Genomic DNA, 24089 nt, shown 5'->3' on the forward strand with positions numbered 1-24089 from the left:
ACAAAGAAGGGATCCGAGACCCATGGGGGCATTCATGGAGCGGCGATTTCCACGTCTTCGGCTCGCCCTGAGCCGCGTTCGACATACTTTCCCATGCTTCGCAGCTTGCCGACCGTGCCGCATTGGCCGAGCGCGCAATCGGAAGCCCCTCGGTGCCGAGAAACAATCACAACGGCGGAGCGTCCATACCGACACAATGGCAGGCAATGCCAATCGCGTTGCGGCGGGCACCAAAAGAGTCCGTCTTCGATAGCTGGAAAATAGTCCCCGCAGCTCACTGCCATGGTTGGAGCGGGCGGGATCCGATCTGCGTCAGTGCAGAAAATGCAATTGCGACGCGCCTCGCCCGTTCAGTTCGCGCCACTGCAGTGGCGTCAGCCCTTCCCAGTCGCGAAACGCACGGTAGAAGGAGCTGCGATCCTGATACCCCAGAAGACACGCGACCTCATCGATATCGGTGGACGGATTGGACAGGAGTTGCCGTCCGAGTTCCTGACGCGCTTCCGACAGAAGCTCGCGGAAGGTCTTGCCCTCATCGGTGATGCGCCGTTGGAGCGTTCGCTCGCTCATATTGAGATCCTGTGCTATCTGCGACAGCTCCGGGCGACCGCTTGCAAGCGATCGTTTCAGGACGACTTTCACCTGGTCGCCAATGGAACTGCGTGCCTGCAGCTCACCCATGGCGGCGGCAAGCGCAGGTGTAAGGATTTCCAGGAGCTCGGGATTGTGCCCCGGAAACGGGCGATCAAGATCGGTGGATTTCAGGACAAGCTTGTTTCGCTGAGCACCGTACTTGATAGGGCACCCGAAAAAGAGCTGGTACAGATCGCTCTTTGGATCGGCGCGCATGAACTCGACCCGCACCGGTGTCAGGGATTGGCCGGTTCCACGGCGACCCAGCTCGACCAGGAAGGCGAAGGCGACGTCGGTGGCGATGCCGGGTTCAAGCTCGGTCGCGTAAATCCAGTTGCTCGTGATCGAGACTTCGCCTTTCTCCTCATGCAAATTCAACTGCTCGGGCGTGCAGAGCCGCTTGAAACGCGCAACCCGGTGCAGTGCGTCGCGATAGTCCCTGGCGTGAAAGGCGGCCAAGGTCGATGGTGGATGGACCGCCGTATCCGCCTCACGAACGAGCCGAAGTCCGAGTGCAGGCTCCGGCACCAATTCCTCAAGCGCCCTGAAGATCGCGAAATACTGCGACGTCGTCACCATCCCATCCTCGCCGAGGTGCAGCGTGGCAGGCAGACGGGCCTGACGCAGAACCGCAGACGGTGGCAGGCCGATCCGCTCAACCGCACGCCAGAAGGCCTGCGGCACCTTGCATTTGTCTGCTGGCATGACACTCATCTCAGTCGACCCTTCAAGCCCGGTCTCGCAGAAGCATGTTTCGCCTGTCTCCGGGAATGTTAGCGCATCTGGCTCATGATGATACGATCGAACATCCGATCGCCGAACCATTTGCGGATTGCAATCATCGGCTTGGCATATTTGCCGGCAACGTAGCGCGTACGCGGCCTTCTCGCATGCGCAGCGGCCGAGACGACATCCGCGATCACTTTTGGATCCGTACCGCGCCCGTGGCCATAGGTCGCCCTCGTGATCTTGGCGACGGCCTGCGAGACCTTGGCATAGGGACCTGCTCCGGCGCGCTTCACGAGACCGTCGGCGACCACGTCACCAAATCCCGTCTCGATCAAGCCTGGTTCGACGACAACGACATTGATGCCAAACGGGGCCAGCTCCAGCCGCAAGCTGTCCGACCAGCCCTCGAGCGCATGCTTGGTGGCGTGGTACCAGGCGCCGAGCAATGTATAGATCTTGCCGCCCATGGACGTGATATTGACGATGGTTCCGGACCCCCGCTGGCGCATCGCCGGCAACAAAAGCTGGGTCAGGCGAGCCGGGCCGAAGACATTGACTTCGAACTGATATCTCGCCTCGTCCATCGCGATATCTTCGACAGGCCCATAAAGTCCGAAGCCTGCATTGTTGACAAGGACGTCGACGCCACCGGCCTCCGCGAGGATGATCCCTACGGCCGCCTTGATCTCGTCGTCGTCGGAAACGTCCATCTGCAAGGCGCGTGCACCAAGGCGCTCGAGATCAAGCATCTTATCGACGCCACGCGCCGCCACATAAACCCTGAAGCCATCGCTGATGAGACGCTTGGCGATTTCCTTGCCCATGCCGGAGGATGCGCCGGTCACGAGCGCTGTTTTCTTGCGTGTATTGCTCATATCTGCCTCTCTGTTCGCAAGATCACAAATATAAGCTCGCCAGCGACTGATCATTGACGGAAGATGCCATCGCTGTTGCAGATTACGCCAATCGCCGAAGATGCCTAAAAAGAAGAACCAGCAGCAATTCCAGGCCCATCATTGACAGACCGACGACAATGCCCGCCATGCCGGGGTCCCAGCCGCTTCCCCGCAACAGGTAGCCGATCGTGACCAGAGGAGCATTCCAGGCGAATGTGCCAATCGCCGTCGCCAGCAGAAAGGGACCGAGGGGCAGTCCGAGAATACCCGCCGGCAGAGCAAGATAAATGCGAACCGTCGGGACCGCTTGACCGATCGCGGTCACCAAAAACTGATTGCGCCGGTAAGCCGCCGTCAGTCGCCGATAAAGCGCGGGTTTGAGAAAGACAAACCTGCCGAAACGATCGACCAGCCGCTGACATCTCGTGTCGCCCAGGAGATGCCCGATAGCATACCAGGCAAGCGCGCCTGCGATCGAACCGGAACAGGTCGCCAGCACGGTCCAGGTCAGATCGTCCATGTTTTGGACTGTCATCACGCCGACAAGAACAAACAGGAAATAGGAAGGCAGAACGGGAAGGAATTTCTCGAGCAAGCTCATTGCGGCGACGCCAGCCAGTCCGAAATCAAGCAACCAGGCTAGGGGCAGGCTGTTCATGGCCGACGGTCTCCAAGGTCGCTGCAAGGCGAAAATCGGGCGAGCACAGCCTCATGCTGCACTCGCCCGACGCCAAACCACCTGGCCGAGACCGATGTGGGGGCATCTCGGTTGGCGAAAAACGGTGGCTTGTCCGAGTAATCGATGATTGTGGGCTATGCGCCGACGCGATGGAAAGTTCTGGTCTGGCCGAGTGCGGAAATGCCGATATAGCCTCTCAGGTTCATTTTACCGCCCTGCATCGTGATCTGGCAATTATAGGTGCGGCCCGACGAGCCGTCGTAAAGTGAGCCACCTGTCCAGCTACCATCGCTCCAACGCAGACCAGTGATGAATACGACGTTTTTCATCGACCGGGAACGTAGGGCAGGATCGGGATTTTTCGCATCCTTTTTGAAGGTGACATTGTCGGCCTCCACCAGCTGATTGCCATAGAGCAGTCGCGCACGAAACTCCGTTCCGGCCTTGAACATATCGAGTTTTACACTGCCGTCGTCCGCCTGCCACACGCCGACAATGGCGTCAGCTGGTGAAGCCTGCTGAGCTTGCGCTGCAGGCGTGATTGCCAGTCCGATTGTTGCCAATGCAAGGAACATGGCCGATCGCCTTGAGATTTTTGACGTGCTCATGGATTAAACCTCTTCATCAATTCGATATTGCGCAGCCTGAAATGGCGCGGGTCCACGCACCGGTCGCGAGTTAGCGTCTGTGGCAGACCACAGGAACTTAGATATCGACGTCGGAACAGGCATTGACAGAACACGTCAATTGAGTTGCCTGACCCGCCAATCGGCCTCAATCCCCTCAAGGAAACTGACGGCAAATGACGGACCGCATGGCTCTGGCCGTGAAAGGATGCTCCCGGCCTCGTCGCGCACATGCCGACCGCAGAAGTCGGTGAGCCGGAAGCGGGCGGCCTTTCGGGATGGATGTCACTTTCAACGCGCTATTTTGAATCCGGCTTTGAACGATGTCGGACCCAAAAGGAGACTGCGCCAAAACCAGCCGCCGTGTCTTTGGCGCTCGCAATTTCCAAGCGGATAAAGCAACGGTTCCGCAATCGACGTTGGTCCTGGTCTGCCGTTGATCCGGCAAGACACCGCAAGGGAGGCAGGAAGGCGTTAGCAGCTTCCCACAAAGCGACAGATGCTGGATCGGCGGGACGAAATTAGCTCTGCCGAGAGAATGGATATCTCAGTTCGGAAGATGTGTGAAATATCCGAGACCGCCAATGAAATGAATGGCCTGAGCGCAACAACGGTGATCGTTCCGGACCTCTCAGATATCAAAGATATGAAAGTGGAATGCGCTGACGCCCATCAAGGCATGCTGCGCGCCGGACACATCCGCGCCATCATAGGTAGCGCCATCCAAATACAGATTTCGGTCGGTCGTGGGCGTCCCGGCCCAGGCGTCATTCAGGAATGTCACGCTGACATCATGGCTACCTTTGTCCCAATCGCCCAGCACCAATAGATGGTCCGATTGACCGGAACCGTGATGAGTGTGCGCCGTCTGAGTTCCGCCGATTTGTTTTCCATCGACCGTGACCCTGTACATGGCGTCGCCGAGATAGGCGTCTTCGCTGATCAGCAAAACGAGTTTGTCCGCTCCAGCCCCGATAGTTGCGGTGGTTGTGGATGCACCGCCGGCTGGCGTCGTCACGGTGGCGGGAGGGGTCGTGGTGGTGGTGGCAGGAAGGTGAGAATAGACCCGGATATAATCGATCTGCTCCGAAATCGGCGCTTTGGTAATGTCCGCATTGTTGTGGGGGTCGTTCTGCGTGGCCAGATTGGCCAAGAGATACATTGGCCCATGCATGTCGCTGGGCGTGGGCTTCGTTCCCATAAGCTGACCGTCGACGTAGAAGCCTATGGTATCCGCGTTCCAATCCAGTCCATAGGTGTGAAAACCGCTTGGGTTGGCAAGTTCACTATAGACCTGCAAATTTTGCTGCCAGTTGAGGTTCGGCGCCGCATCGGTCGTGTGAATGCCGCTATATATGCCCTTCTCGAAACTCCCATAGTTTTCGACGACATCGAGTTCCTGCCAGTGCCCGGCCTTGTTCGGATCGGCGATCACATGGTCCGGTAGAAGCCAGAACGCGCCCCATGCTCCCGCAAGGTTCGAGAAGTCGGCCCGCATCTCGAAGTAGCCGTATGTTTGCGAAAAATGGCCTTGCGTGGTGATCAGGCCGGATTCCCAGCTGCCGGGTATCCCCGAAGCCGTGCGGTCGGGCACGGCCGTAATCGTCAGCACGCCATTGCTCACCTTGAAGGGATCATAGCCCGACGAAGGATCGACGAACGAGGAATGACCAAAGCCGATATCGGAATTGGCGTCATAACGCCATTGCGGGCGGATATCGGCCCAGGTCGTGCCGTTGCCCGTCTGAGAAATGCTGCGCGTGTTGAACTCGTCGTCGAACGTCAGACGGTACTTGGTAAGATCAATCGTAGACATTTCCACCTCCACGACAAATTCATCCGCTCTGGCTTCCACAATGACATGGACCGCGAACATCTAACGCCAACAAAATGCAAACACACGACGGCGCATGGGATAGGATATCCCCGCCACCTGACGGCATCTTCATCAAATTGAAGCTGCCTCGCGGTCAATCAGCGCAGGGAGCCAACTCCACTGCTTACGCGAACAAAAAGTCTTGCGCCCCCAGCGAATGCTGACTGTGCACGACCACGTCACCCGTATCGAATGAAATCGTACTGTCGTGGGTGGTTGGATCGAAGGCTGAAATAGTCAGCTCGCTGAAGTCGCTGATCCCCAGTGCGGAAACGTCGATATAATCGGTTCCCCAATTCGACCCCATGCCACAAGCGCCCTGACCAAAATCTTCGATTCTGTCATGGCCGTTATTGAATTTGAACAGGAACGTATCGTTTCCGCCTTTGGCATGGTCGACCATGACCTGTGCGTCACCCCACATGTCGTCGTTGCCGTTGCCGCTGATCAGCGTGTCGTTGCCACCACGAGAATGACCCGACATCCTTTGAGCGTCACCAATAAGGGTAATGGACCCTTCCGTATGGCGAACGGCATCGACACCAAGCACGTCGTCGCCGCCACGCGCATGGCCCGACATGGTTTGCGCATCGCCCACAATCATATCATTCGCGGATTGCTGCGCCCTGACGAGAAGGCTGTCGTTACCACCATGGGCGTGACCCGACATGCTTTTGGCATCGCCATAGGCCAGAACCGCCCCGACAGACGCGACGTTCATCGTATCGTCGCCGCCAATGGCATGATCGCCGAGATTGCCACCGGCATCGCCATAGAAAGTTACGCTGTCTTCAAGACCCGTATTGAGAACGTCATGACCGCCACGCGCATGACCGGATATATTTGCGCCCGCATCGCCGTAGAATGTCACAAACCCTTCAGAGCTGCTGTCCGTGGCTGTGTCGTTGCCACCAACGGCATGATCCTTCATGTCGCCGCCAGCGTCGCCGTAGATTGTGAACGTGTTCTGAAAGGCGGAAAGGTTGAAGGCATCATCGCCTCCCGCGGCGTGCCCCGATATATCCTTTCCGGCATCGCCATACATGGCGACTGTGATGTGGGTCGGACTCGGAGCCACGCTGAGAACATCATTGCCGCCCTTCGCACCGTCGGAGATGCTTCCTCCCACATCCCCATACAAATTGATTGGGGAAGCGACAGGCCCGGTGATCTGCGCGAACAGGATATCATCGCCGCCGGCCGCGTGGTCGGCAATGTTTTTGACGGCATCGCCATAGAAGCTGCCCGAGCCGTGTATGGTCAGATTATCGTTGCCGCCGGTGGCGTGATCCAGCAGGCTTTTTCCGGCATCTCCGTAAAGAATGCTGGTCGAATCTGGCGCAATCAGGACATCGTCCGTGCCGATTTGATGATCGATTAAATTCGCTGCCGTTATGGGAACTCGCTTAACCATTTCGGACCCCTCCGAGCTAAACGATGTCTTAGCTTGCAATTGAACCCCCCTAAAATCAAGGGTCAAATTGGGCGCGCGCTCTATCCCATTGATCCGACAGACTAGCTTTTTCCCGCGGCAGCCAATTGGCGGAAGCGATTTGCGGGGATGATGCGCTATTCTTCACGAAAGGCCCGGGCCATCTGATCCGCCATCGGCTTCGTCAGATAGGCAAGGACCGTTCTGTCACCGGTCTGCAAGAAGGCCTCGACCGGCATGCCGGAGACGGCGGTCAGCTGCCCGAGCCGGCCCCACTCCTCTTTCGATACGCGAGCGCGCAGGACATAGTAGCTTGCGCCGGAATGCTGGTCGGTGGTCAGTTCGGCCGAGATCTTGGTGATTTTCGCGTTGAGTTGAGGCGTGTCCCGCTGGTTGAACGCTGAAAACCTCAGCATGACAGGCTGCCCGACAGTCACCTGGTCGATGTCCTGCGGCGACAGTTTAAGTTCGGCGACGAGCGCATCCTTATCCGGGACGATCTGCATGATGGTTTCGCCGGGCGATATCACGGCGCCCGCGGCATGCACACTCAAATGGTCGATGATGCCGGCCTGCGGCGCTCTTATATCGATCCGCTTCAGATCGTCCTGCGCGGCGATCAATCGCTCCATAAATTGCCCGGTGTCGCTCTGCGCCTGACGCAGTTGGTCCGACACCTCGGCGCTGTGATCGTCATCGACCTGCGTGATCTGCAGTTCCGTCTCCGTCATCTTGCCTTTGGCCTGCGCGATGCTCGAAACGAGATTGCCGAGCTCTCCCGTCAGGCTGGCGCTCTCACGCCGCAGCGCGTAAACCTTCGCCGCCGGGACGATGCCCTTGTCGAACAACCGCTGAAGGCTGGAAAGCTCTTTGGCGATCAGATCGATCTCGGTGCGCTTGCCGTTCTCCTGGGCAACCAGACCCTCCACTTCCTGCCGCAACTGCTGGATACGTTCGACGAGCTGCGATTTGCGGCTTTGCCTGGATGCCAATCGATCGTCGAACAGCCGTCTCTCGCCGGCGATCGTCCGCGCGATTTCATCTTCCCCGGCCCGCGAAAGCAGATCCGCCGGAAAAGCGATCGCTGACGCACCGTCGCGTTCCGAAACAAGCCGCGCGGTCCTCGCGGAGAGTTCGTCCAAACGTTTGCGGATGATCGCGAGATTGGCGCTCGTTTGCGTGTCATCGAGACGGATCAGAAGCTGGCCGGCATCGACGCGGTCACCGTTCTTGATCTGAATGTCGCGGACAATCCCCCCTTTGAGATGCTGGACCGGCTTGACATAGCTGTCGACCGCAAGCGCTCCGGGGGCGATGACCGCGCCCGAAATCCGCGTCGTCGCGGCGAGGCCGCCCATCACGCCGACGAGCAAGATGATCGTCCCGAGCATCACGACGGAAAGCCGGCGTATCGACCCCTCGCTGGTTGAAAGCCTGTCTCCGCTCATGATCCGGTATCCTCGCCGGCGACCATCAGCCGGACCGCGCCCTGCTTGATCGGTTGCCTTGCCGGCTTCCCGAGAACCGTGTCCTTGGGTCCAAAAGCCTGCAGCCGTCCGCCGGCGATGACCATCAACATGTCAGCCGCCACCAAAGCGCTCGGCCGGTGGGCGATGACCATTGCAATGCCGCCGCGCGCACCGACGTCGAGCAGAGCCTGGGTCAGCGCGGCCTCGCCTTCCGCGTCCAAATTGGAATTGGGTTCGTCCAGCACCACCAAAAACGGCTCCCCGTAAAGCGCTCGCGCCAGCGCGATGCGCTGTCGCTGCCCCGCGGAAAGCCGCGAACCGCCCTCCCCGATCATGGTATCGAAGCCCTGCGGAAGCTGTACGATCATGTCATAGACGCCGGCAGACTTTGCCGCGGCAACGACCAATTTCGATGAGGGCTGCTTTTCAAAGCGGGCAATATTATCGGCGATCGAACCATCGAAGAGGCTGACATCCTGGGGAAGATATCCGATGTGGCGCCCAAGATCCGAGGGGTCCCATTGCGAGAGAGCGGCGTGATCGAGGCGTATCGAACCAACGGTGGCTGGCCAGAGGCCGGTAACCGCACGCGCGAGCGACGATTTTCCCGAGGCGCTGGGACCAATCACTCCCAAAATGGTCCCGGCCGATATGTCAAAGGAGATGTTGCGAAGGATGAGCTCACGGCTGCCCGGAGGCGCGAGGCTCAGATTGTCCACCGTCAATCTTGATCGCGGTGTCGGCAAGCTGACGCTCCAGTCTCCGGCGGGCAGGATCTCCAGCAGCCGGACAAGGCGCGACCAGCTTTGCCGGGCGGCAACGAAAGTCTTCCATTGGCCGATGGCAAGTTCCACCGGCGCGAGCGCCCGGCTGACCAGGATCGAGCTGGCGATCATGATGCCCCCGGTCGCTTCCTGTCGGATGACGAGAACCGCGCCGACCGCGAGCACGGCGGACTGAAGCATCATGCGAAGGATGCGGGACGTGGTCGTCAGGATGCCGGTCACGTTGGCAGCCGCCAGTTGATTTTCCAGATAGGCGCCGTTGAGATCGGTCCATCGCTCCGCTATCCGGCCGACGAACCCCATTGCGACAACCGCTTCCCAGTTTCGCCGCGCACCTTCCGCAAAGGCAAGGCGCGCTGCAGAATGCTTAGCCGCCTCAGCCGCCGGGCGTTGCGACAGGATTTCGGCAAGGACCGCCAGCACGATGAGGACGATGGCGCCGCAAGTGGCCGTCAGCCCGATCCAGAAATGGAAAAGAAAACACAGTCCAAGATACAGCGGTATCCATGGCAGGTCGAACAGGGCGATCGGACCGGTACTGGAGAGAAAAGACCGCACTTTGTCCAGATCGCGAACCGACTGCATTCCATCGCCTGGCACCTGCATTACTTGGGGCTGAAGGACCAGCGACGTAAAGACCTTAGCGTTCATCCGCTCGTCAAGCGCCACGCCAACACGGGCCAGCAGCATCGAACGCAACAGTTCAAGAACGCCCTGAAATACGAAAAGGGTCGCGGCGATGATCGCAATGCCGACAAGCGTTGGTAGACTGTGGCCGGGAATGACCCGGTCATAGACCTGAAGCATGAAAAACGAACCGGTCAGCGCCAGCACGCTGACCACTGCGCTGGCGATCGCGATGCTGAGGAAGGCCTGCCGCAGGGACGACAGCACCGCCATCAGGAATGTTCGAGGCAGCTTTTTTGACGGAAGAGCCACGCAGCTTCAATCCTTCACTTGTCGGCGCCGTCAGGCAGATCCCGGTAGTGACGATTATTATTACGAATCCGCAGGTATATCTATTAAAAATTACATTATCACAGGGACTTATTCTTTATATATACATCCGCATCTCGAAGTTCTCCCTGGACATGACGCGACTCGATCCCCTACCCCCCGTTGCCATTGCAGGGAGCCATCCGGAATTTTCCGGTGGGCTCGTCGCTTGGTCAGAGTTCGCCTGCTACGCGCGGATTGCGTCGCCCAGCGCACCCGTTGGCAAGCGTTCAGACCTGTATATTGATTGGTTTACGGGAGAACTTGTTGCAGGGGCACAGCAATTCCCCATGCCTGCAATCGCCGTAGCTCCGCGATGGGGGCGCTACCGCCCAGGAATAGACGCCGTCACAGAGATGAGCGACAGCTCTATTTCGGCCGATCCAAGCCTCGGATTGCTCATTCGTCCTCGGAGCGGATATAGACCTGCAGCGTGTAGCCGATATGCTCCGTCATCAGCACCCTCGCGCGCTCGATATCGCGATCGAGGGCCGCCTCCATCAGCGCCGTATGATGCTCGATCGCCATTGCGTCGCGCAGTGCCGCCACCGCCGTCTCGTAGCCGATCGTCAGGCCCGCGGCGGCGCGCTGCGTCGGCGCCAGGCCCAGGAAGCGATGATGACGGCGAAGCTGGTCGGTGATGGTGGCCTGAAACCGCAGGAGCCAGTTCGACGACGACGCACTGATCAGCGCGGCGTGAAAGGCCGCATGCTTTTCGTCCCATTCGTCGGCCATTTCCTCGGAGGCCGCATCGGGCACGATCTTGCAGCGCGACAGGCGATAATGCGCCGTCACGACGGCGGATTCCCAGTCAGGCCCGCCCTTTTCGATCGATTCCAGCAGCAACGGCAGCTCGACGACCATCCGCGCCCGCATCAGGTCTTCCAGCTCGGCGCGCGACACCGGCGCGACGGCAAAGCCGCGATTGGTGACGGCCGTCACCAGCTTTTCGGCTTCCAGCCGCGACAGGGCCTCGCGCAGCGGCGTCCAGCCGAGACCGTAGGCGTCGCGCAGCGCACTGAGCTTCAGTGATGCGCCGGGCCTGAGCCTGGTGCTGAGAATATCGCGCCGCAGCAGCCAATAGGCCGCCTCCGTCTTGGTCGAGGTGTCCTTGTCCTGCATGGTATTCATCCCGGTCATCGCAGCTGACGGATTATATATAAAATGGTCGTAGAGCAAAAATATATATCAAATGCGCTGATGGCGCATATCATATATCGCAAATTGACAGAAACACGCCAGCCGCTATGATCCGTCTCCACAAGGCCGGAGAACCCGGCCCATAACGAATACGGGAGGAAATCATGCTGAAATCCACATCCAAATGGCTGTCGGGCCTGGTTGTCGCCGGCGCTTTCATGGCGAGTGTCGCCACGGCGTCCGCCGAGCCGATCAAGATCGCCATCGCCAATTTCGGCGAGCATCCGCAGCTCAACGCCTCGATCGCCGGGTTCAAGAAGGCGCTAGCCGACAACGGCTTCGTCGAAGGCAAGGATGTCGTCTACAGCGAGAGCAACACCAGCTTCGACGCGTCGCTGGTGCCGCAGATGATCGCCAAGCTGCAGTCGGAACATCCGAAGCTGATGTATACGGTGACCACGCCGGTCTCGCAGATCGCCAAGAAGGCGCTCGCCGGCTCCGGTATCCCGATCGTCTTTTCGGCCGTCACCGATCCGGTCGCCGCCAAGCTCACGCCCTCCTGGGACGCTGGCGACGAAGGCATTACCGGCGCGTCCGACCTGCAGGACATCGCCGCCATTATGACCTTCGCCAAGAAGCTGCTGCCGAATGCCAAGCGCTTCGGCGTGCCCTACAATCCGGGCGAGGCCAATGACGTCGCCCTGTTCGAGAAGGTCAAGGAAGCAGCGCCCGCCGCCGGTTTTGAAGTCGTGGGCGTCGGCGTCGACAGCGTCAACGACATCCAGCAGCGCATCGCCTCCTTCGCCGGCAAGGTCGACGTGATCTACACGCCCGCCTCCAACCTGTTGCAGCCGGCTATCCCCGCGGTTGCCGCCGCCGCCCGCCAGGCGCAGATCCCGATCGTCAACTCCGACGATGCCGCCGTGCGCAATGGCGTCGTGCCGGCAAGCTTTGCCGTCAACTACGAACAGGTCGGCGAAAATGCCGGCAAGATCGCCGCGCAGATCCTGAAGGGTGCCGATCCCAAGACGATCAAGCCGTCGCGCCCAGCCTATGAAGATCATGCGCCGCTGATCAACAGGACGGTTCTGAAAGCCTTTGGCGCCGAAGTGCCGGCATCGCTTGCCGATTGCAATTGCTTCGTGAACTGACAAGCGGCATCTTCAATACACAATTCGGATACATGGCGGCGTCGCCAACGCCGCCATTTTGCAAGTTATTCCGCAGGGAGGCACGGATGCTGGACATCAAATCCGCGCGCAAGGTTTTCTACAAGGGACAGCCGGACGAGAAGGTGGCGCTTGATGGCCTCACCCTCTCGCTCAAATCAGGCGAATTCGGCGTGGTCATCGGCTCGAACGGCGCCGGCAAGAGCAGCATGCTCAACGCCATTTCCGGCGCGCTCAGCCTCGATTCCGGCCAGATCGTCATCAATGGCGACGATGTTACCGGCATGCCGGTGCACAAGCGCGCCGCCCGCCTCGCCCGTGTCTTCCAGGACCCGATGAAGGGCACCGCCGCTAGCATGACGGTCGCCGAAAACATGCTGCTGGCCGAGCTGCGGGGCAAGAAGCGCGGCCTGCGCCAGGGCCTGAACGCGACGCGGCTCGCCGGCTACAGGGAGCGGCTTGCCGTCCTCGGCCTCGGCCTGGAAAACCGGCTGGACACCAAGGTCGAGCTCTTGTCCGGCGGCCAGCGGCAATCGCTGTCGCTGATCATGGCCGTCGGCGGTTCGCCTGATGTCCTCCTGCTCGACGAACACACGGCCGCACTCGACCCGCGCACCGCCGATATCGTCATGCAGGCGACGGTGCGCACCGTCGAGGCGCTGAAGCTGACGACCCTCATGGTGACGCATAACATGCAGCACGCCGTCGATTTCGGCGACAGCATCATCATGCTCGATGCCGGCCGCGTGCATCTCGAAATCACCGGCGAAGGCAAGCAGCGCATCACCGTGCCCGAACTGATCGGTCATTTCGCCGTCAAGACCGACCGCATGCTGCTGGTGAGCTGATATCATGGATTTCCTTCAGACAACCATTTCGAGCTTCGTCTCGCTGATCCCGGTCACGCTGGCCCAGAGCTTCATCCTGAGCTTCGTCGTGCTCGGCATCATGATCCCGTTCCGCATGCTGAGCTTTCCGGACCTGACGAGCGAGGGCGCCTTCCCGCTCGGCGGCTGCGTCTGCGGCATCCTGCTTGCGGCCGGTGTCACGCCGCCGCTGGCGATCGTAGCCGCCTTCGCCGTCGGCCTTGCGGCCGGCTGCTGCACGGCCTTCATCCACCTGCGCTTCCGCATTCATACGCTGCTCGCCGGCATCCTGATGTCGACCATGCTCTACAGCATCAATCTCGGCATCATGGGCAAATCGAACCTCTCCGTCTTCGGCTCGCCGACCGTGTTCGACTGGGTGCCGTTCGCCCAAGCCGGCTTCCCGGTGAGCAAGATCGTCGTTGCCGGCCTGCTCGCACTCATCGTCCTGATCGGGCTGAACCTCTATTTCAAGACCGAGAAGGGCACCGCCATGCGCGCCGTCGGCGCCAATCCGGACATGGCCGAGGCGCAGGGCATCAATGTCTGGGCCGCCACCATCGGCGGCGTCGGCATCGCCAGTGCCTTTTCGGCCGGCAGCGGCGCGCTGATGGTGCAGTCGCAGGGCTTTGCCGACGTCAACATGGGCATCGGCATCCTGATCAACGGCCTGGCGGCGCTGATGATCGGCGAGGCCTTCACCGGCAAGCAGACTGTGCTGCGGCAGCTGCTCGCACCCTTCATCGGCTCGATCATCTATTACCAGCTCGTATCGCTGTGCCTTGCCGCCGGCATGCCGCCGCCGAACCTCAAGCTCGCAACCGGCCTGTTCGTGCTCGCCATGCTGGCGCTGCCGAGCATCCGCCGCAGCCGCGGCGGCGCACCCGCCAGAGAAGCCATGCGCGAATAAAAGGGCCAATCTTATGGACAGCCTTCCCGATCTTGCCGCCATCGAGGCCATGGACGAGGCCGATCCGCTGCGCGTCTTCCGCAGCCGCTTCGCCCTGCCGCATGGCGCCATCTATCTCGACGGCAACTCCCTCGGCGCCGCATCGCACGATGTCTTCGCCGAGCTCAAGCAGGCGATGATGGAGGAGTGGGGCAACGGCCTGATCCGCAGCTGGAACAGCGCCGGGTGGTTCAACCTGCCGGTCGAACTCGGCGACCGCATCGGCCGGCTGATCGGCGCGGCATCGGGTCAGACGGTGGTCGCCGACTCCACGTCGATCAATATCTACAAGGCCTTGCATGCGGCGCTCGCCATGCGCCCCGACCGCACCATCATCGTCGCCGAGGGCGACAGTTTTCCAACCGACCTCTATATGGCCGAAGGCGTGGCCTCGACACGGCCGGGCACCGAGCTTCGGCTTGAGGGCCGGGATGGCGACGACATCGAAAGCCTGATCGACGGCCAGACCGCCGTCGTGCTCGTCAATCACGTCAACTACAAGACCGGCGCGCTGCGGGACATGGCCGGGCTGACGCGAAAGATCCAGGCGGCCGGGGCTCTGGTCATCTGGGATCTCTGCCATAGCGCCGGCGCCCTGCCGGTCGATCTCGATGGATCAGGGGCAGATTTCGCCGTCGGCTGCACCTATAAATATCTGAACGGCGGCCCCGGCGCGCCGGCCTTCATCTATGCCGCGCGCCGTCATCATGGCTCGATCGTCCAGCCGCTCAGCGGCTGGTGGAGCCATGCCCGGCCCTTCGCCTTCGAGCAGGGCTTCGCCCAGGGCGAAGGCATCAAGCGCTTCCTGTGCGGCACGCCGCCGGTCCTGTCGCTCAGAGCCCTGAAGGGCGCGCTGGGTGTCTGGGACGAGGTCGATCTTGCTACCTTGCGCCGCAAAAGCATCGCGCTCGGCGATCTCTTCATCCGGCTGGTCGAGGCCAAGTGCGGTCCTTATGGCGTCGTGCTGGACACGACCCGCGACAGCGAAAAACGCGGCAGCCAGGTCTCCTTCACGCATGAGAACGGCTATGAAATCATGCAGGCCCTGATCGAGCGCGGCGTCATCGGCGATTTCCGCGCACCGTTTACCCTGCGCTTCGGCTTCACGCCGCTCTATGTCAGCTATCGCGATGTCTGGCAGGCGGCCGGCGTGCTGGAGGATATTCTGAGCAGCGGCTCATGGAAGGATGCACGCTTTGCCGTGCGCTCCGCCGTGACCTGAGACCGCGACGATCGGGCAAGAGGCAATAGAGATCATGGGCTATTTCAGGATTACCGACTGGGACAGCGCCTACACGAATGGCGCCTATATCGTCGATGGCGATCGATGGCCGGCTGCCTGGGTGGAGCCGGCGCGGCATTTCCGCGACGCCATGGCGACGGACGGTCGGGCCAGGCTGGATCTCGCCTATGGCCCGCGCCCGCGCAACCGTTTCGATCTCTTCCTGCCGTCCGGACTGCCGAAAGGATTGGTCGTCTTCATCCATGGCGGCTACTGGCTGCAGCTGGACAAGAGCTATTGGTCGCATCTGGCCGCCGGCGCCGTTTCCGGCGGTTACGCCGTTGCCATCCCCTCCTATACGCTCTGCCCGGATATCCGCATCGGCGGCATCGGGCAGGAGATCGCGGCGGCGATCGAGGCTGCCGCCGGCATGATCGATGGGCCGCTGATCCTCACCGGACATTCGGCCGGCGGCCAGCTCGCCGCCCGCATGGTGACGACTACCTCGCCGCTTGCGGCTTCCGTCCGGGAGCGCATCCGGCATGTGCTGCCCATTTCCGGCCTGCATGACCTGCGCCCGATCATGAAGAGAAGCATGAATGCGCAATTGCGCATCGACGTGGCCGAAGCCTTGGCGGAAAGCCCGGCGCTGCTGGAGCCGATGAGCGATACTCGCCTCACCTGCTGGGTCGGCGGTGCGGAACGGTCGGAATTCATCCGCCAGAACGCGCTTCTCGCCAATATCTGGACCGGCCTCGGCGCGGCGACCGCAACGGTCGTCGAGCCGGACCGGAACCATTACACCATATTGGACGGTCTTGCCGATCCCGAGCATCCACTGACGCGGAGCCTGCTCGGCGACTGATCGCAGACGGCAGCCTCAGGCCTTGACCGGCGCATTGATCGCCCAGGTGATACCGAAGGGATCGCGCAGCTGCCCCCAGCGGTCACCCCAGAACATCACCTGCGGCGCCATCAGAACCTCGGCTCCGGCGTCGACGGCGCGCTTCCACCAGGGATCGAGATCGTCGACAAGCAGTTGCAGCGAGAAGGCCTGCGGCTTTTCCACGCCGTAGCCATGTTCGGGATAGAAATCGCCGAGCATCAGCGAGCTACCGTTGACATAGAGGTGGACATGCATCGTTCGGCCCTGTTCGTCGGCCGGATACATGAAGGCGAGTTCGGCGCCGAAGGCACGCTTGTAGAATTCGGCCGCCTTCACGGCGCCCTCCACCATCACATAGGCCACCAGCCCACCCTTGGCCGGGATTTTCGGCTGGGATGATTGTTCTGCATCGGTCATGATCGTTTCCTCGAAACAGGTTTGAAGGTTGCGCCCGTCGGCGGGCTGCTCCAAGGACGATGGCCGGTCACGTTTCCCGACAGGCAAGGCTAAAGATTTTTGCCTATGATCATTTCATGGCAAAACATCTTGCATCCGAACGAAAGGCGAGAGGCATATGGATCGACGACCGATACTGCTGCTCTGCCTCGGTGTGCTCGCCACGACGGCCCATCATTGTTCGGCATCCGAAGCCGCCTATCGTAGCATAGAGGACGACAGGACGAATGGCGTGAAGCACGGCCTCTTCGAGATCCGGGAAGAGGCGAGACGGTTCATCGCCAGGGAAAATCTGTCCCGCGGCACCGATTGGAAAGTGCTTGACCCGAACCTGAAGATTCAGGTGCCGCGATGTGCCGTTCCGCTGACGGTCAAGTGGGTTCCCAAAACCTATGGCCTATCCGCGCCGAATGTCGCCGTCACCTGCGCCGGGACCGTTGGCGGCAGCTGGGAAAGGCACTGGAACGTCTTCGTTCCCGTCACCTCAGAACGATGAGACCCGCTTCATCGGGCGCCTTTCCCTGGAGATCAGCGCCTCGGCTTCCTGTCGCGGCATGGGTCGTCCGAGCAGAAAGCCCTGAACCTCGCCATAGCCCTCCGCCCGCAGCTTATCCAGCTGCGCCTCGGTCTCGATGCCTTCCGCCAGCGTCACGGCATTGAAGCCCGAAGCGATACCGACGACGGCGCGGACGATGGCGAGATTGCCGGGATCGGTCTCGATGCCGGCGACGAAACTGCGATCGAGCTTGATCTTGTCGAAGGCGAAGGAGCGCAGATAGCTCAGCGACGAATAGCCGGTGCCGAAATCGTCGATGGCGATGCGGATGCCGAGTTCCTTCAGAGCGCGCAGCAATTGCAGGCTCTGCTCGACCTCGGAGAGCAGCACGGATTCGGTGATTTCGACTTCCAGCCGTTCGGGGCGCAGCCCGGTCTCATCCAGCACCGAGACGACGGTAGCCAGCAGGCTTGCATGCCGGAATTGATAAACGGACAGATTGACGGCGATCTTCAGATGGCTCGGCCATCGCGCCGCGGTACGGCAGGCTTCGCGCAGCACCCATTCCCCGATCGGCACGATCATGCCGGTTTCCTCGGCAACGGCGATGAATTCCGCCGGAGCGATCAACCCGCGCACCGGATGGCGCCAGCGGATGAGCGCTTCGAAGCCCGACAAACCGTCATTGTCCAGCCGAATGATCGGCTGATAGTGAAGCTCGAACTCGCTGTTTTGCAGTGCCTCGCGAAGCTCGACGGTGAGCTGGTGACGCCGCTCCGCCTCAAGCCGCATGTCCGTCTGGTAGAAGCGATAGGTGGAGCGCCCGCTGCCCTTGGCCGCATAGAGCGCGAGGTCCGCGTCGCGCATCAACACATCGGCATCATTCCCATGGTCCGGCGCAAGCGCTATGCCGATGCTGCAGGTCACATGTTCGCGAACGCCGTCGAGATCGAAGGGGGCTGCGAGCGACATCAGCAGCAGATCGGCGAAACGTTGCGCCCTGCCGGCATCCGTCATGTTGAGCACCAGCGCGAACTCATCGCCGCCAAGGCGGGCGACGAGATCGTTCTTCTCGGCAAGCCGCAAAAGCCGCTGCGCGACCTGGCACAGCAGCATGTCGCCGGCGGCGTGGCCCTTGCTGTCATTGATATGCTTGAAATGATCGACATCGATGTAGAGCAGCGCCATCGGCCGGTCTGTCGTTGCGGCCGCCACCTTCCGGACGATGATGTCGGAAAAATAGGCGCGGTTCGGAAGGCCGGTCAGGGAATCGTGCATGGCAAGATGCGCAAGCTTTGCCTCGACGCCACGCTCCTCCGTGACATCCTGGGAAATGCCGAGCAGATAACGCGGTGCCTCGCCCTTTGGCGCGGGCAGCGCTCGCTTGGCCGTTCTCAGGATGCGCGTGAGGCCATCCATGCCCCGGATCGTTTCCTCGAAATGGACGGTCGACGTCGTCGCGAAGGCCCGCTCGTCCTGCTGACGAAAGGCCGCCGTCTGTTCTTCCTCGAAAACTCCCTCGTCGTTCTGGCCGATAACGGACTTCGCCGGGCGGCCCGTGGCGGCAGCGCAGGCCTCGTTGAACAGGATATAGCGGCCATCCTGCGCCATGTCCTTGACGAAGACGCCGACGGGCAGGTTGTCGACGATGCTGTCGAGCAGCGAGCGGGTATCGCTGACCTGACGGCGGGCGGCATTGACCTCGGTGCGATCCTGAACGATCGCCAGAATAGCCTCCCTGCCGTCGAAACGGATCTCCCGGCCATAGGTCAGCACCTCGAATGTCTCGCCATCGGCCTTCAAATGCGTCCAGCGCTCCGCCCTCTCCACATCCGTCCGGCGCTGGATGGCATTGCGCATCCGCTCGCGCTCTTTCTGCGGGCGAATGTCGAGAACGGTCATGCCGGCATACTCCTCATGGCTATAGCCATAGAGCTGGCGCGCGGCATCGTTGACGATCAAGAATTTCAGCGTGCTGGGATCATAGACCCACATCGGCGAGGGATGCGTCTCGAACAGCGATCGAAAGTCATCGTTCGGAGCGTCGGGCCAAACGGAATTCATATGCGGATCGACCTAGCCAATTTGCGTTGAAACGATACGGAACACGATAGTCATAATAAAAAAAGTTAAACAAAATCAAAATAATAGACTAGCACAAGCTTTAGGCAAAAGCTCACCAAATATGCAACCGGACACCTTGTTCGACCAACGACCGACCAATCTCCCGATATCCCGAAGCCTCTCTACCGTCGCAAAACCTCATCCATTTTGCCGATAGCATGGATCACGCCATGCAGCTCGGCCAGCCCTTTCAGCCGTCCGATCAACGAATAGCCAGGATTGGTCGGCTTATCGACATCGTCGCCGATCAGGTGCCCGTGGTCGGGACGCATCGGGATCAGGTGATCCGGCCGTCCCTCCGCGCGGCGCCGCGCTTCCTCCGCCAGCAGCGTGCGCAAAATGGCGTACATATCGCTGCGCCCTTCCAGATGCGATGCCTCCACGAAGGAACCATCCACTTCGATCGCCACGTCGCGCAGATGGGCGAAGTTGATGCGCGGCGCAAGCTCACGGGCGATGGCAAGCACATCATTGTCGGCGCGCGAGCCGAGGGAGCCGACGCAAAGCGTCAACCCGTTGGCCGGATCATCGACGCTGGCAACGATGCGGCGCAGATCCTCGGTGGTAGACACCACGCGCGGCAGGCCGAACAGCGAAATCGGCGGGTCGTCGGGATGGATGGCAAGCCTTGCGCCAACCTCGGCGGCAACCGGCACGACCTCACACAGGAAACTGTCAAGGTTCGCCCGCAGATCCTCGGCCGTCACTCCGTCGAAAGCGGCAATCTCGGCGCGAACGGCCTCCCGGCCATAGCTGTCCTCGCCGCCAGGCAAGCCGGCGATGATATTGCTTTCCAACCGTTGAATCGCGTCTTCGGAGAGCCCCTTCAGCCGCGTCTCAGCCCGCTGCACAAGCTCCGGCGCGTAACTCGTTTCAGCACCTTTCCGCCGCAGCACGAAGACATCGTAGGCGACGAATTCCACCATGTCGAAACGCAGGGCCAGCGCCGTCGTCGGCATCTCGAAACGCAGGTCCGTGCGCGTCCAGTCGACCACCGGCATGAAATTGTAGCAGATCGTCCTGATATCGGAGCGGGCGAGATTGACCAGCGTGTCCTTCCAGACGCCGATCGCCTTCGCAGCGGCAGCGCCGCCGAGCTTGATGGCGCTCGGGATCGGGATGGACTCGCAGACGCTCCAGCGCATGCCGGCCGCCTCCACCAGCGCCTTGCGCGCCTCGATCTCCTCCGGCGTCCAGACGCGGGAATAGGAGATCTCGTGCAATGCGGTAACGATGCCCGTCGCGCCGCCCTGACGCGCGTGAGCGAGCGGAACGAGATCGCGAGGCCCGAACCAACGCCAGCAACTCTCCATGCCATGCCTCCCTTAATTTGTTGGTCAACATACCGTCGAATCTGCGAATGTCCATGCCTTACGCCCCCACATACATGCTTGACATCTCTTATTGACCAACAATAAGATTCCAGAAAATGGAGGACGCATGACGACGGAAACCGCTGGGATCGAAGACAGGGGATCGGCGGTGGACCAAGTGGTCGATGCGATCCGGCGGCTGATCCGCGAGCGTAATCTCGGGATCGGCGATGCCCTGCCCTCGGAAATCGAGCTGGCGGCGATGTTCGACACCAGCCGCAACACCGTGCGCGAAGCGATCCGCATGCTGAAGGCCTACGGCATCATCGAAAGCCGGCAGAAGGTCGGCGCCGTCATCACCGATCGGCGGCAGCAGGCGCTGATGGAGCTTTTCTCCTTCGCCATCGACATCTCCGCCGAAAACTTTCTCGACATCCAGGGATTTCGCCGGCTGGTCGAGGTCAACCTCTCCGATCTGCTGTTCCAGGCCATCGACGCGGCAGCCCTTGCGCGGCTGGAAGCGATCAACGAGGCCATGCGGCTGGCGCCAGACCTGCCGGAGGCGGCACGGCTCGACTTCGAGTTCCACGCAGCCCTGGTCGGATCGGCCGGCAATCAGACGCTGTCACAAGTCTATGGCATTCTGCGGCCATTGTTGCAGCGGCTGATGGAGGCCGGCAAGGCATCGCGCATCGCCATCGACAGCGCCTATGACGACCATGGCGACATCATCGCCGCGCTGCGGCAGCGCGACCGCATCGCCTATGCCTATCACATGAACCGTCATCTCCACGCCGGGCTGCAGTTCATCCAGACGCCCAAAGAACCGGGGCAGATTTGACACGAACCATTTCCATGACGGACCCATAAGCATGAAGACGCTGCCCCTCGACACCGGCTGGACCCTCTCCCGCCTTCACGCGCCCTCCACCGCCCCCTCCCTGCCCGCGGCGATCCCGGCCGTGGTGCCGGGAAACGTGCATGTCGATCTCCTGTCGGCCCGGCTGATCACCGATCCCTATCTCGACGTCAACGAGATCTCCCAGGACTGGATCGGCCGCTCGGTCTGGCGCTACCGGCTGGCCTTCGACTGGGACGGCGATGGCGCGGACCGCGTCGATCTTTCCTGCCTTGGCCTCGACACCGCCGCACGCCTGGAGCTGAACGGCATGCTCGTCGGCGAAACGCGCAACATGCACCGCAGCTACCGTTTCGATATTCGCGAAAAGCTCAAGGCCGGCCGCAACGAGCTGATCGTCGATTTCGACAGCGCCTATGCCCATGGCGAGGCGGTGCGCACCGCCCTCGGCAGCGCTGCCGACATTCCCGCCAACTATCCCGGCCCCGGCAACCTCATCCGCAAGATGGCCTGCAATTTCGGCTGGGATTGGGGTCCGACCGTCGTCACGGCGGGCATCTGGAAACCGATCCTCATCGAAAGCTGGTCGAAGGCGAGGCTCGGCACAGTCCGCCCGGAGATCACCCTGCAGGGCGGCGTCGGCGTCGCGCGCATCAGGGCTGAGATCGACTGGGCCGGCGCAGGCACCGACAGCGCCGCCCTCATGCTCTCGCTCGGCGGCAAGCGCGCGGAGGTGCGGATCGCCGAGGGCGAAACCCATACGCAGATTGAATGCCGGATCGACAATCCGCAGGTCTGGTGGCCGCATGGGCTCGGCGACCAGCCGCTCTACGATCTCGATCTGAAGCTCGTGGCCTCCGACGGCACGGAGCTGGACCGCTGGCAGCGGCGCGTCGGTTTCCGTTCCGTCCGCCTCGACACCGCGCCGGACGAGATCGGCTCCGCCTTCACGCTCGTCATCAACGACGTGCCGGTCTTTGCCCGCGGCGCCAACTGGATTCCGGACGATTGCTTCCTGCCGCGCGTGACGCGGGAGCGCTATCGCGAGCGCATCGCCCAGGCCCGCGACGCCAACATGAATATCCTGCGCGTCTGGGGCGGCGGCATTTACGAGACCGATGCCTTCTACGAGGAATGCGACGCCGCCGGCATCATGGTCTGGCAGGATTTCCTCTTCGCCTGCGCCGCCTATCCGGAAGAGGAGCCGGTCTATGGCGAGGTCGAGGCGGAAGCGCGCGAGGCCATCACCCGGCTGATGCCCTATGCCTCGCTGGTGCCCTGGAACGGCAACAACGAGAATATCTGGGGCTATTTCGACTGGGGCTGGCAGGATGTTCTCGCCAACCGGCCCTGGGGCGCCGGCTATTATCTCGACCTCCTGCCGAAACTCGTCGCCGAGATCGATCCGACACGGCCCTATTGGCCCGGCAGTCCCTATTCCGGCTCCATGGATATCCCGCCGAACGCCGACGAGCATGGCTGCAAGCACATATGGGATGTCTGGAACGAGGTGGGTTACGAAACCTACCGCAACTATATCCCGCGCTTCTGCTCCGAATTCGGCTGGCAGGCGCCGCCGACCTACGGCACGCTTGCCGAATCCGTACGCGAGAAGGATCGTGCCCCCGCCTCGCCCGGCGTGCTGCATCACCAAAAGGCGACGCTGGGCAACGACAAGCTCATCAAGGGGCTGGAGGGCTGGTTTCCGCCGCCGCAGAGCTTCGACGACTGGCTGTTCGTCACCCAACTCAACCAGGCGCGCGCCATCGGCTTCGGCATCGATCACATGCGCTCGCATCGCCCTACCTGCATGGGCGCGATCGTCTGGCAGCTTAACGATTGCTGGCCGGTCACCTCCTGGGCGGCAGTCGACGGCGGCGGGCGGAAGAAGCCGCTCTGGTATGCGCTGCGCAACAGCTACGCCCCGCATCTCCTCACCATCCAGCCGCGCGGCGCCGGCCTTGCCGCCATCGCCGTCAACGACGCGACCCTGTTCTGGCGGGTGCCCTTCACCGTCGAGCGCTTCGATGTCAACGGCACGCTGCTTGCCCGCCATTCCGTCTGGCGCATCCTCTGCGACCGTTTCGAGAATGCGGAGATCGCCATTCCCCAAGATGTGGCCACGCCCGGCGATCCGCAGCGGGAATTTTTGCGCGCCCGGCTTGGCGATTCAGAGGCCTGGTGGTTCTTCGAAAAGGACATGAAGCTGCACTATCCGCAGCCGCGCTTCGACGTCGAGAGTGCCCAGACCGCCGAGGGCGTCGCCGTCACCATCACGGCGCAGAGCTTCCTGCGCGACCTCTGCCTGTTTGCCGACCGGATCGGCCCGAATGCCGAGGTCGACGACATGCTGGTCAATCTGATGCCGGGCGAGAGCAAGATTTTCCATATCAAGGGCCTGTCGAAAGAGGCCTGGGACGATGCCGATCTCTCCCCGGTCATCCGCACCGCCAATGAGGTCGCGGGCGCCGGCCGGCATCCGTAAGAC

20 protein-coding genes are annotated in these 24089 nt (G+C 61.4%); 8 read left to right on the forward strand and 12 right to left on the reverse strand.

What is annotated here, in order from left to right; all coding sequences use genetic code 11:
• Positions 1–312 precede the first annotated feature (312 nt).
• The 9 genes from FHX11_RS14640 to FHX11_RS14680 all read right to left on the reverse strand — a co-directional run bounded on the left by FHX11_RS14640 (position 313) and on the right by FHX11_RS14680 (position 11243).
• Positions 313–1347 carry an AraC family transcriptional regulator gene (locus FHX11_RS14640; protein WP_184358370.1) on the reverse strand — a complete coding sequence of 345 codons (1035 nt, stop codon included), beginning with the start codon at positions 1345–1347 and terminating at the stop codon, positions 313–315.
• 59 nt (positions 1348–1406) lie between these two features.
• Positions 1407–2237, reverse strand: a complete 831-nt coding sequence (locus tag FHX11_RS14645) for an oxidoreductase (RefSeq protein WP_184358371.1) — start codon at positions 2235–2237, stop codon at positions 1407–1409.
• A gap of 82 nt (positions 2238–2319) precedes the next feature.
• A complete protein-coding gene (locus FHX11_RS14650; RefSeq protein WP_184358372.1) occupies positions 2320–2916 on the reverse strand; it encodes a VTT domain-containing protein in 597 nt (198 codons plus the stop codon).
• Positions 2917–3071: 155 nt separating this feature from the next.
• Entirely contained in the window at positions 3072–3545 is a 474-nt protein-coding gene (locus tag FHX11_RS14655; protein ID WP_184358373.1) for a DUF2147 domain-containing protein, read from the reverse strand.
• Between the two features lie 649 nt (positions 3546–4194).
• A complete protein-coding gene (locus FHX11_RS14660) occupies positions 4195–5379 on the reverse strand; it encodes a family 16 glycosylhydrolase (protein WP_184358374.1) in 1185 nt (394 codons plus the stop codon).
• A gap of 184 nt (positions 5380–5563) precedes the next feature.
• Positions 5564–6853 (reverse strand): calcium-binding protein, encoded by a 1290-nt coding sequence (locus tag FHX11_RS14665; protein WP_184358375.1) that lies wholly within the window; start codon positions 6851–6853, stop codon positions 5564–5566.
• 155 nt (positions 6854–7008) lie between these two features.
• Entirely contained in the window at positions 7009–8319 is a 1311-nt protein-coding gene (locus tag FHX11_RS14670) for an HlyD family type I secretion periplasmic adaptor subunit (RefSeq protein ID WP_184358376.1), read from the reverse strand.
• Positions 8316–10064, reverse strand: a complete 1749-nt coding sequence (locus FHX11_RS14675) for a type I secretion system permease/ATPase (protein WP_184358377.1) — start codon at positions 10062–10064, stop codon at positions 8316–8318. The genes FHX11_RS14670 and FHX11_RS14675 overlap by 4 nt, the downstream gene beginning before the upstream one ends.
• A gap of 456 nt (positions 10065–10520) precedes the next feature.
• Positions 10521–11243 (reverse strand): GntR family transcriptional regulator, encoded by a 723-nt coding sequence (locus tag FHX11_RS14680; RefSeq protein ID WP_184358378.1) that lies wholly within the window; start codon positions 11241–11243, stop codon positions 10521–10523.
• Positions 11244–11425: 182 nt separating this feature from the next.
• Here FHX11_RS14680 and FHX11_RS14685 point away from each other — a divergent pair, with 182 nt between their 5' ends.
• From FHX11_RS14685 to FHX11_RS14705, 5 genes are all read left to right on the forward strand, one after another.
• Complete coding sequence (locus FHX11_RS14685) at positions 11426–12412, forward strand: ABC transporter substrate-binding protein (RefSeq protein ID WP_184358379.1); 987 nt, start codon at positions 11426–11428, stop codon at positions 12410–12412.
• A gap of 86 nt (positions 12413–12498) precedes the next feature.
• Positions 12499–13278, forward strand: coding sequence for an ABC transporter ATP-binding protein (locus tag FHX11_RS14690; RefSeq protein ID WP_184358380.1), 780 nt, complete (start codon positions 12499–12501; stop codon positions 13276–13278).
• A gap of 4 nt (positions 13279–13282) precedes the next feature.
• Entirely contained in the window at positions 13283–14206 is a 924-nt protein-coding gene (locus FHX11_RS14695) for an ABC transporter permease (RefSeq protein ID WP_184358381.1), read from the forward strand.
• 13 nt (positions 14207–14219) lie between these two features.
• Positions 14220–15467: a kynureninase gene (gene kynU, locus FHX11_RS14700; RefSeq protein WP_184358382.1), complete on the forward strand. Its 1248-nt coding sequence runs from the start codon at positions 14220–14222 to the stop codon at positions 15465–15467.
• A gap of 34 nt (positions 15468–15501) precedes the next feature.
• Positions 15502–16332, forward strand: a complete 831-nt coding sequence (locus FHX11_RS14705) for an alpha/beta hydrolase (protein WP_184358383.1) — start codon at positions 15502–15504, stop codon at positions 16330–16332.
• Between the two features lie 15 nt (positions 16333–16347).
• On the opposite strand, the gene FHX11_RS14710 is transcribed toward FHX11_RS14705, so the two are convergent.
• On the reverse strand, positions 16348–16770 hold the full coding sequence (locus FHX11_RS14710) for a glyoxalase/bleomycin resistance/extradiol dioxygenase family protein (RefSeq protein ID WP_184358384.1): 423 nt from the start codon (positions 16768–16770) through the stop codon (positions 16348–16350).
• A 157-nt stretch (positions 16771–16927) separates the two neighbouring features.
• On the opposite strand from FHX11_RS14710, the gene FHX11_RS14715 reads away from it, so the two are divergent.
• Positions 16928–17305 carry a hypothetical protein gene (locus FHX11_RS14715; protein WP_246781011.1) on the forward strand — a complete coding sequence of 126 codons (378 nt, stop codon included), beginning with the start codon at positions 16928–16930 and terminating at the stop codon, positions 17303–17305.
• Here FHX11_RS14715 and FHX11_RS14720 read toward each other — a convergent pair.
• Complete coding sequence (locus FHX11_RS14720) at positions 17294–19369, reverse strand: EAL domain-containing protein (protein ID WP_184358385.1); 2076 nt, start codon at positions 19367–19369, stop codon at positions 17294–17296. The genes FHX11_RS14715 and FHX11_RS14720 overlap by 12 nt on opposite strands.
• Positions 19370–19551: 182 nt before the next feature.
• On the reverse strand, positions 19552–20742 hold the full coding sequence (gene uxuA, locus FHX11_RS14725) for a mannonate dehydratase (protein WP_184358386.1): 1191 nt from the start codon (positions 20740–20742) through the stop codon (positions 19552–19554).
• Between the two features lie 127 nt (positions 20743–20869).
• On the opposite strand from uxuA, the gene FHX11_RS14730 reads away from it, so the two are divergent.
• Positions 20870–21583 (forward strand): FCD domain-containing protein, encoded by a 714-nt coding sequence (locus FHX11_RS14730; protein ID WP_184358387.1) that lies wholly within the window; start codon positions 20870–20872, stop codon positions 21581–21583.
• Between the two features lie 31 nt (positions 21584–21614).
• Positions 21615–24086, forward strand: coding sequence for a glycoside hydrolase family 2 protein (locus FHX11_RS14735; RefSeq protein ID WP_184358388.1), 2472 nt, complete (start codon positions 21615–21617; stop codon positions 24084–24086).
• The last annotated feature ends 3 nt before the right edge of the window (positions 24087–24089 follow it).

The sequence above is a fragment of the Rhizobium sp. BK602 genome (assembly GCF_014195095.1).
Lineage (GTDB): Bacteria > Pseudomonadota > Alphaproteobacteria > Rhizobiales > Rhizobiaceae > Rhizobium.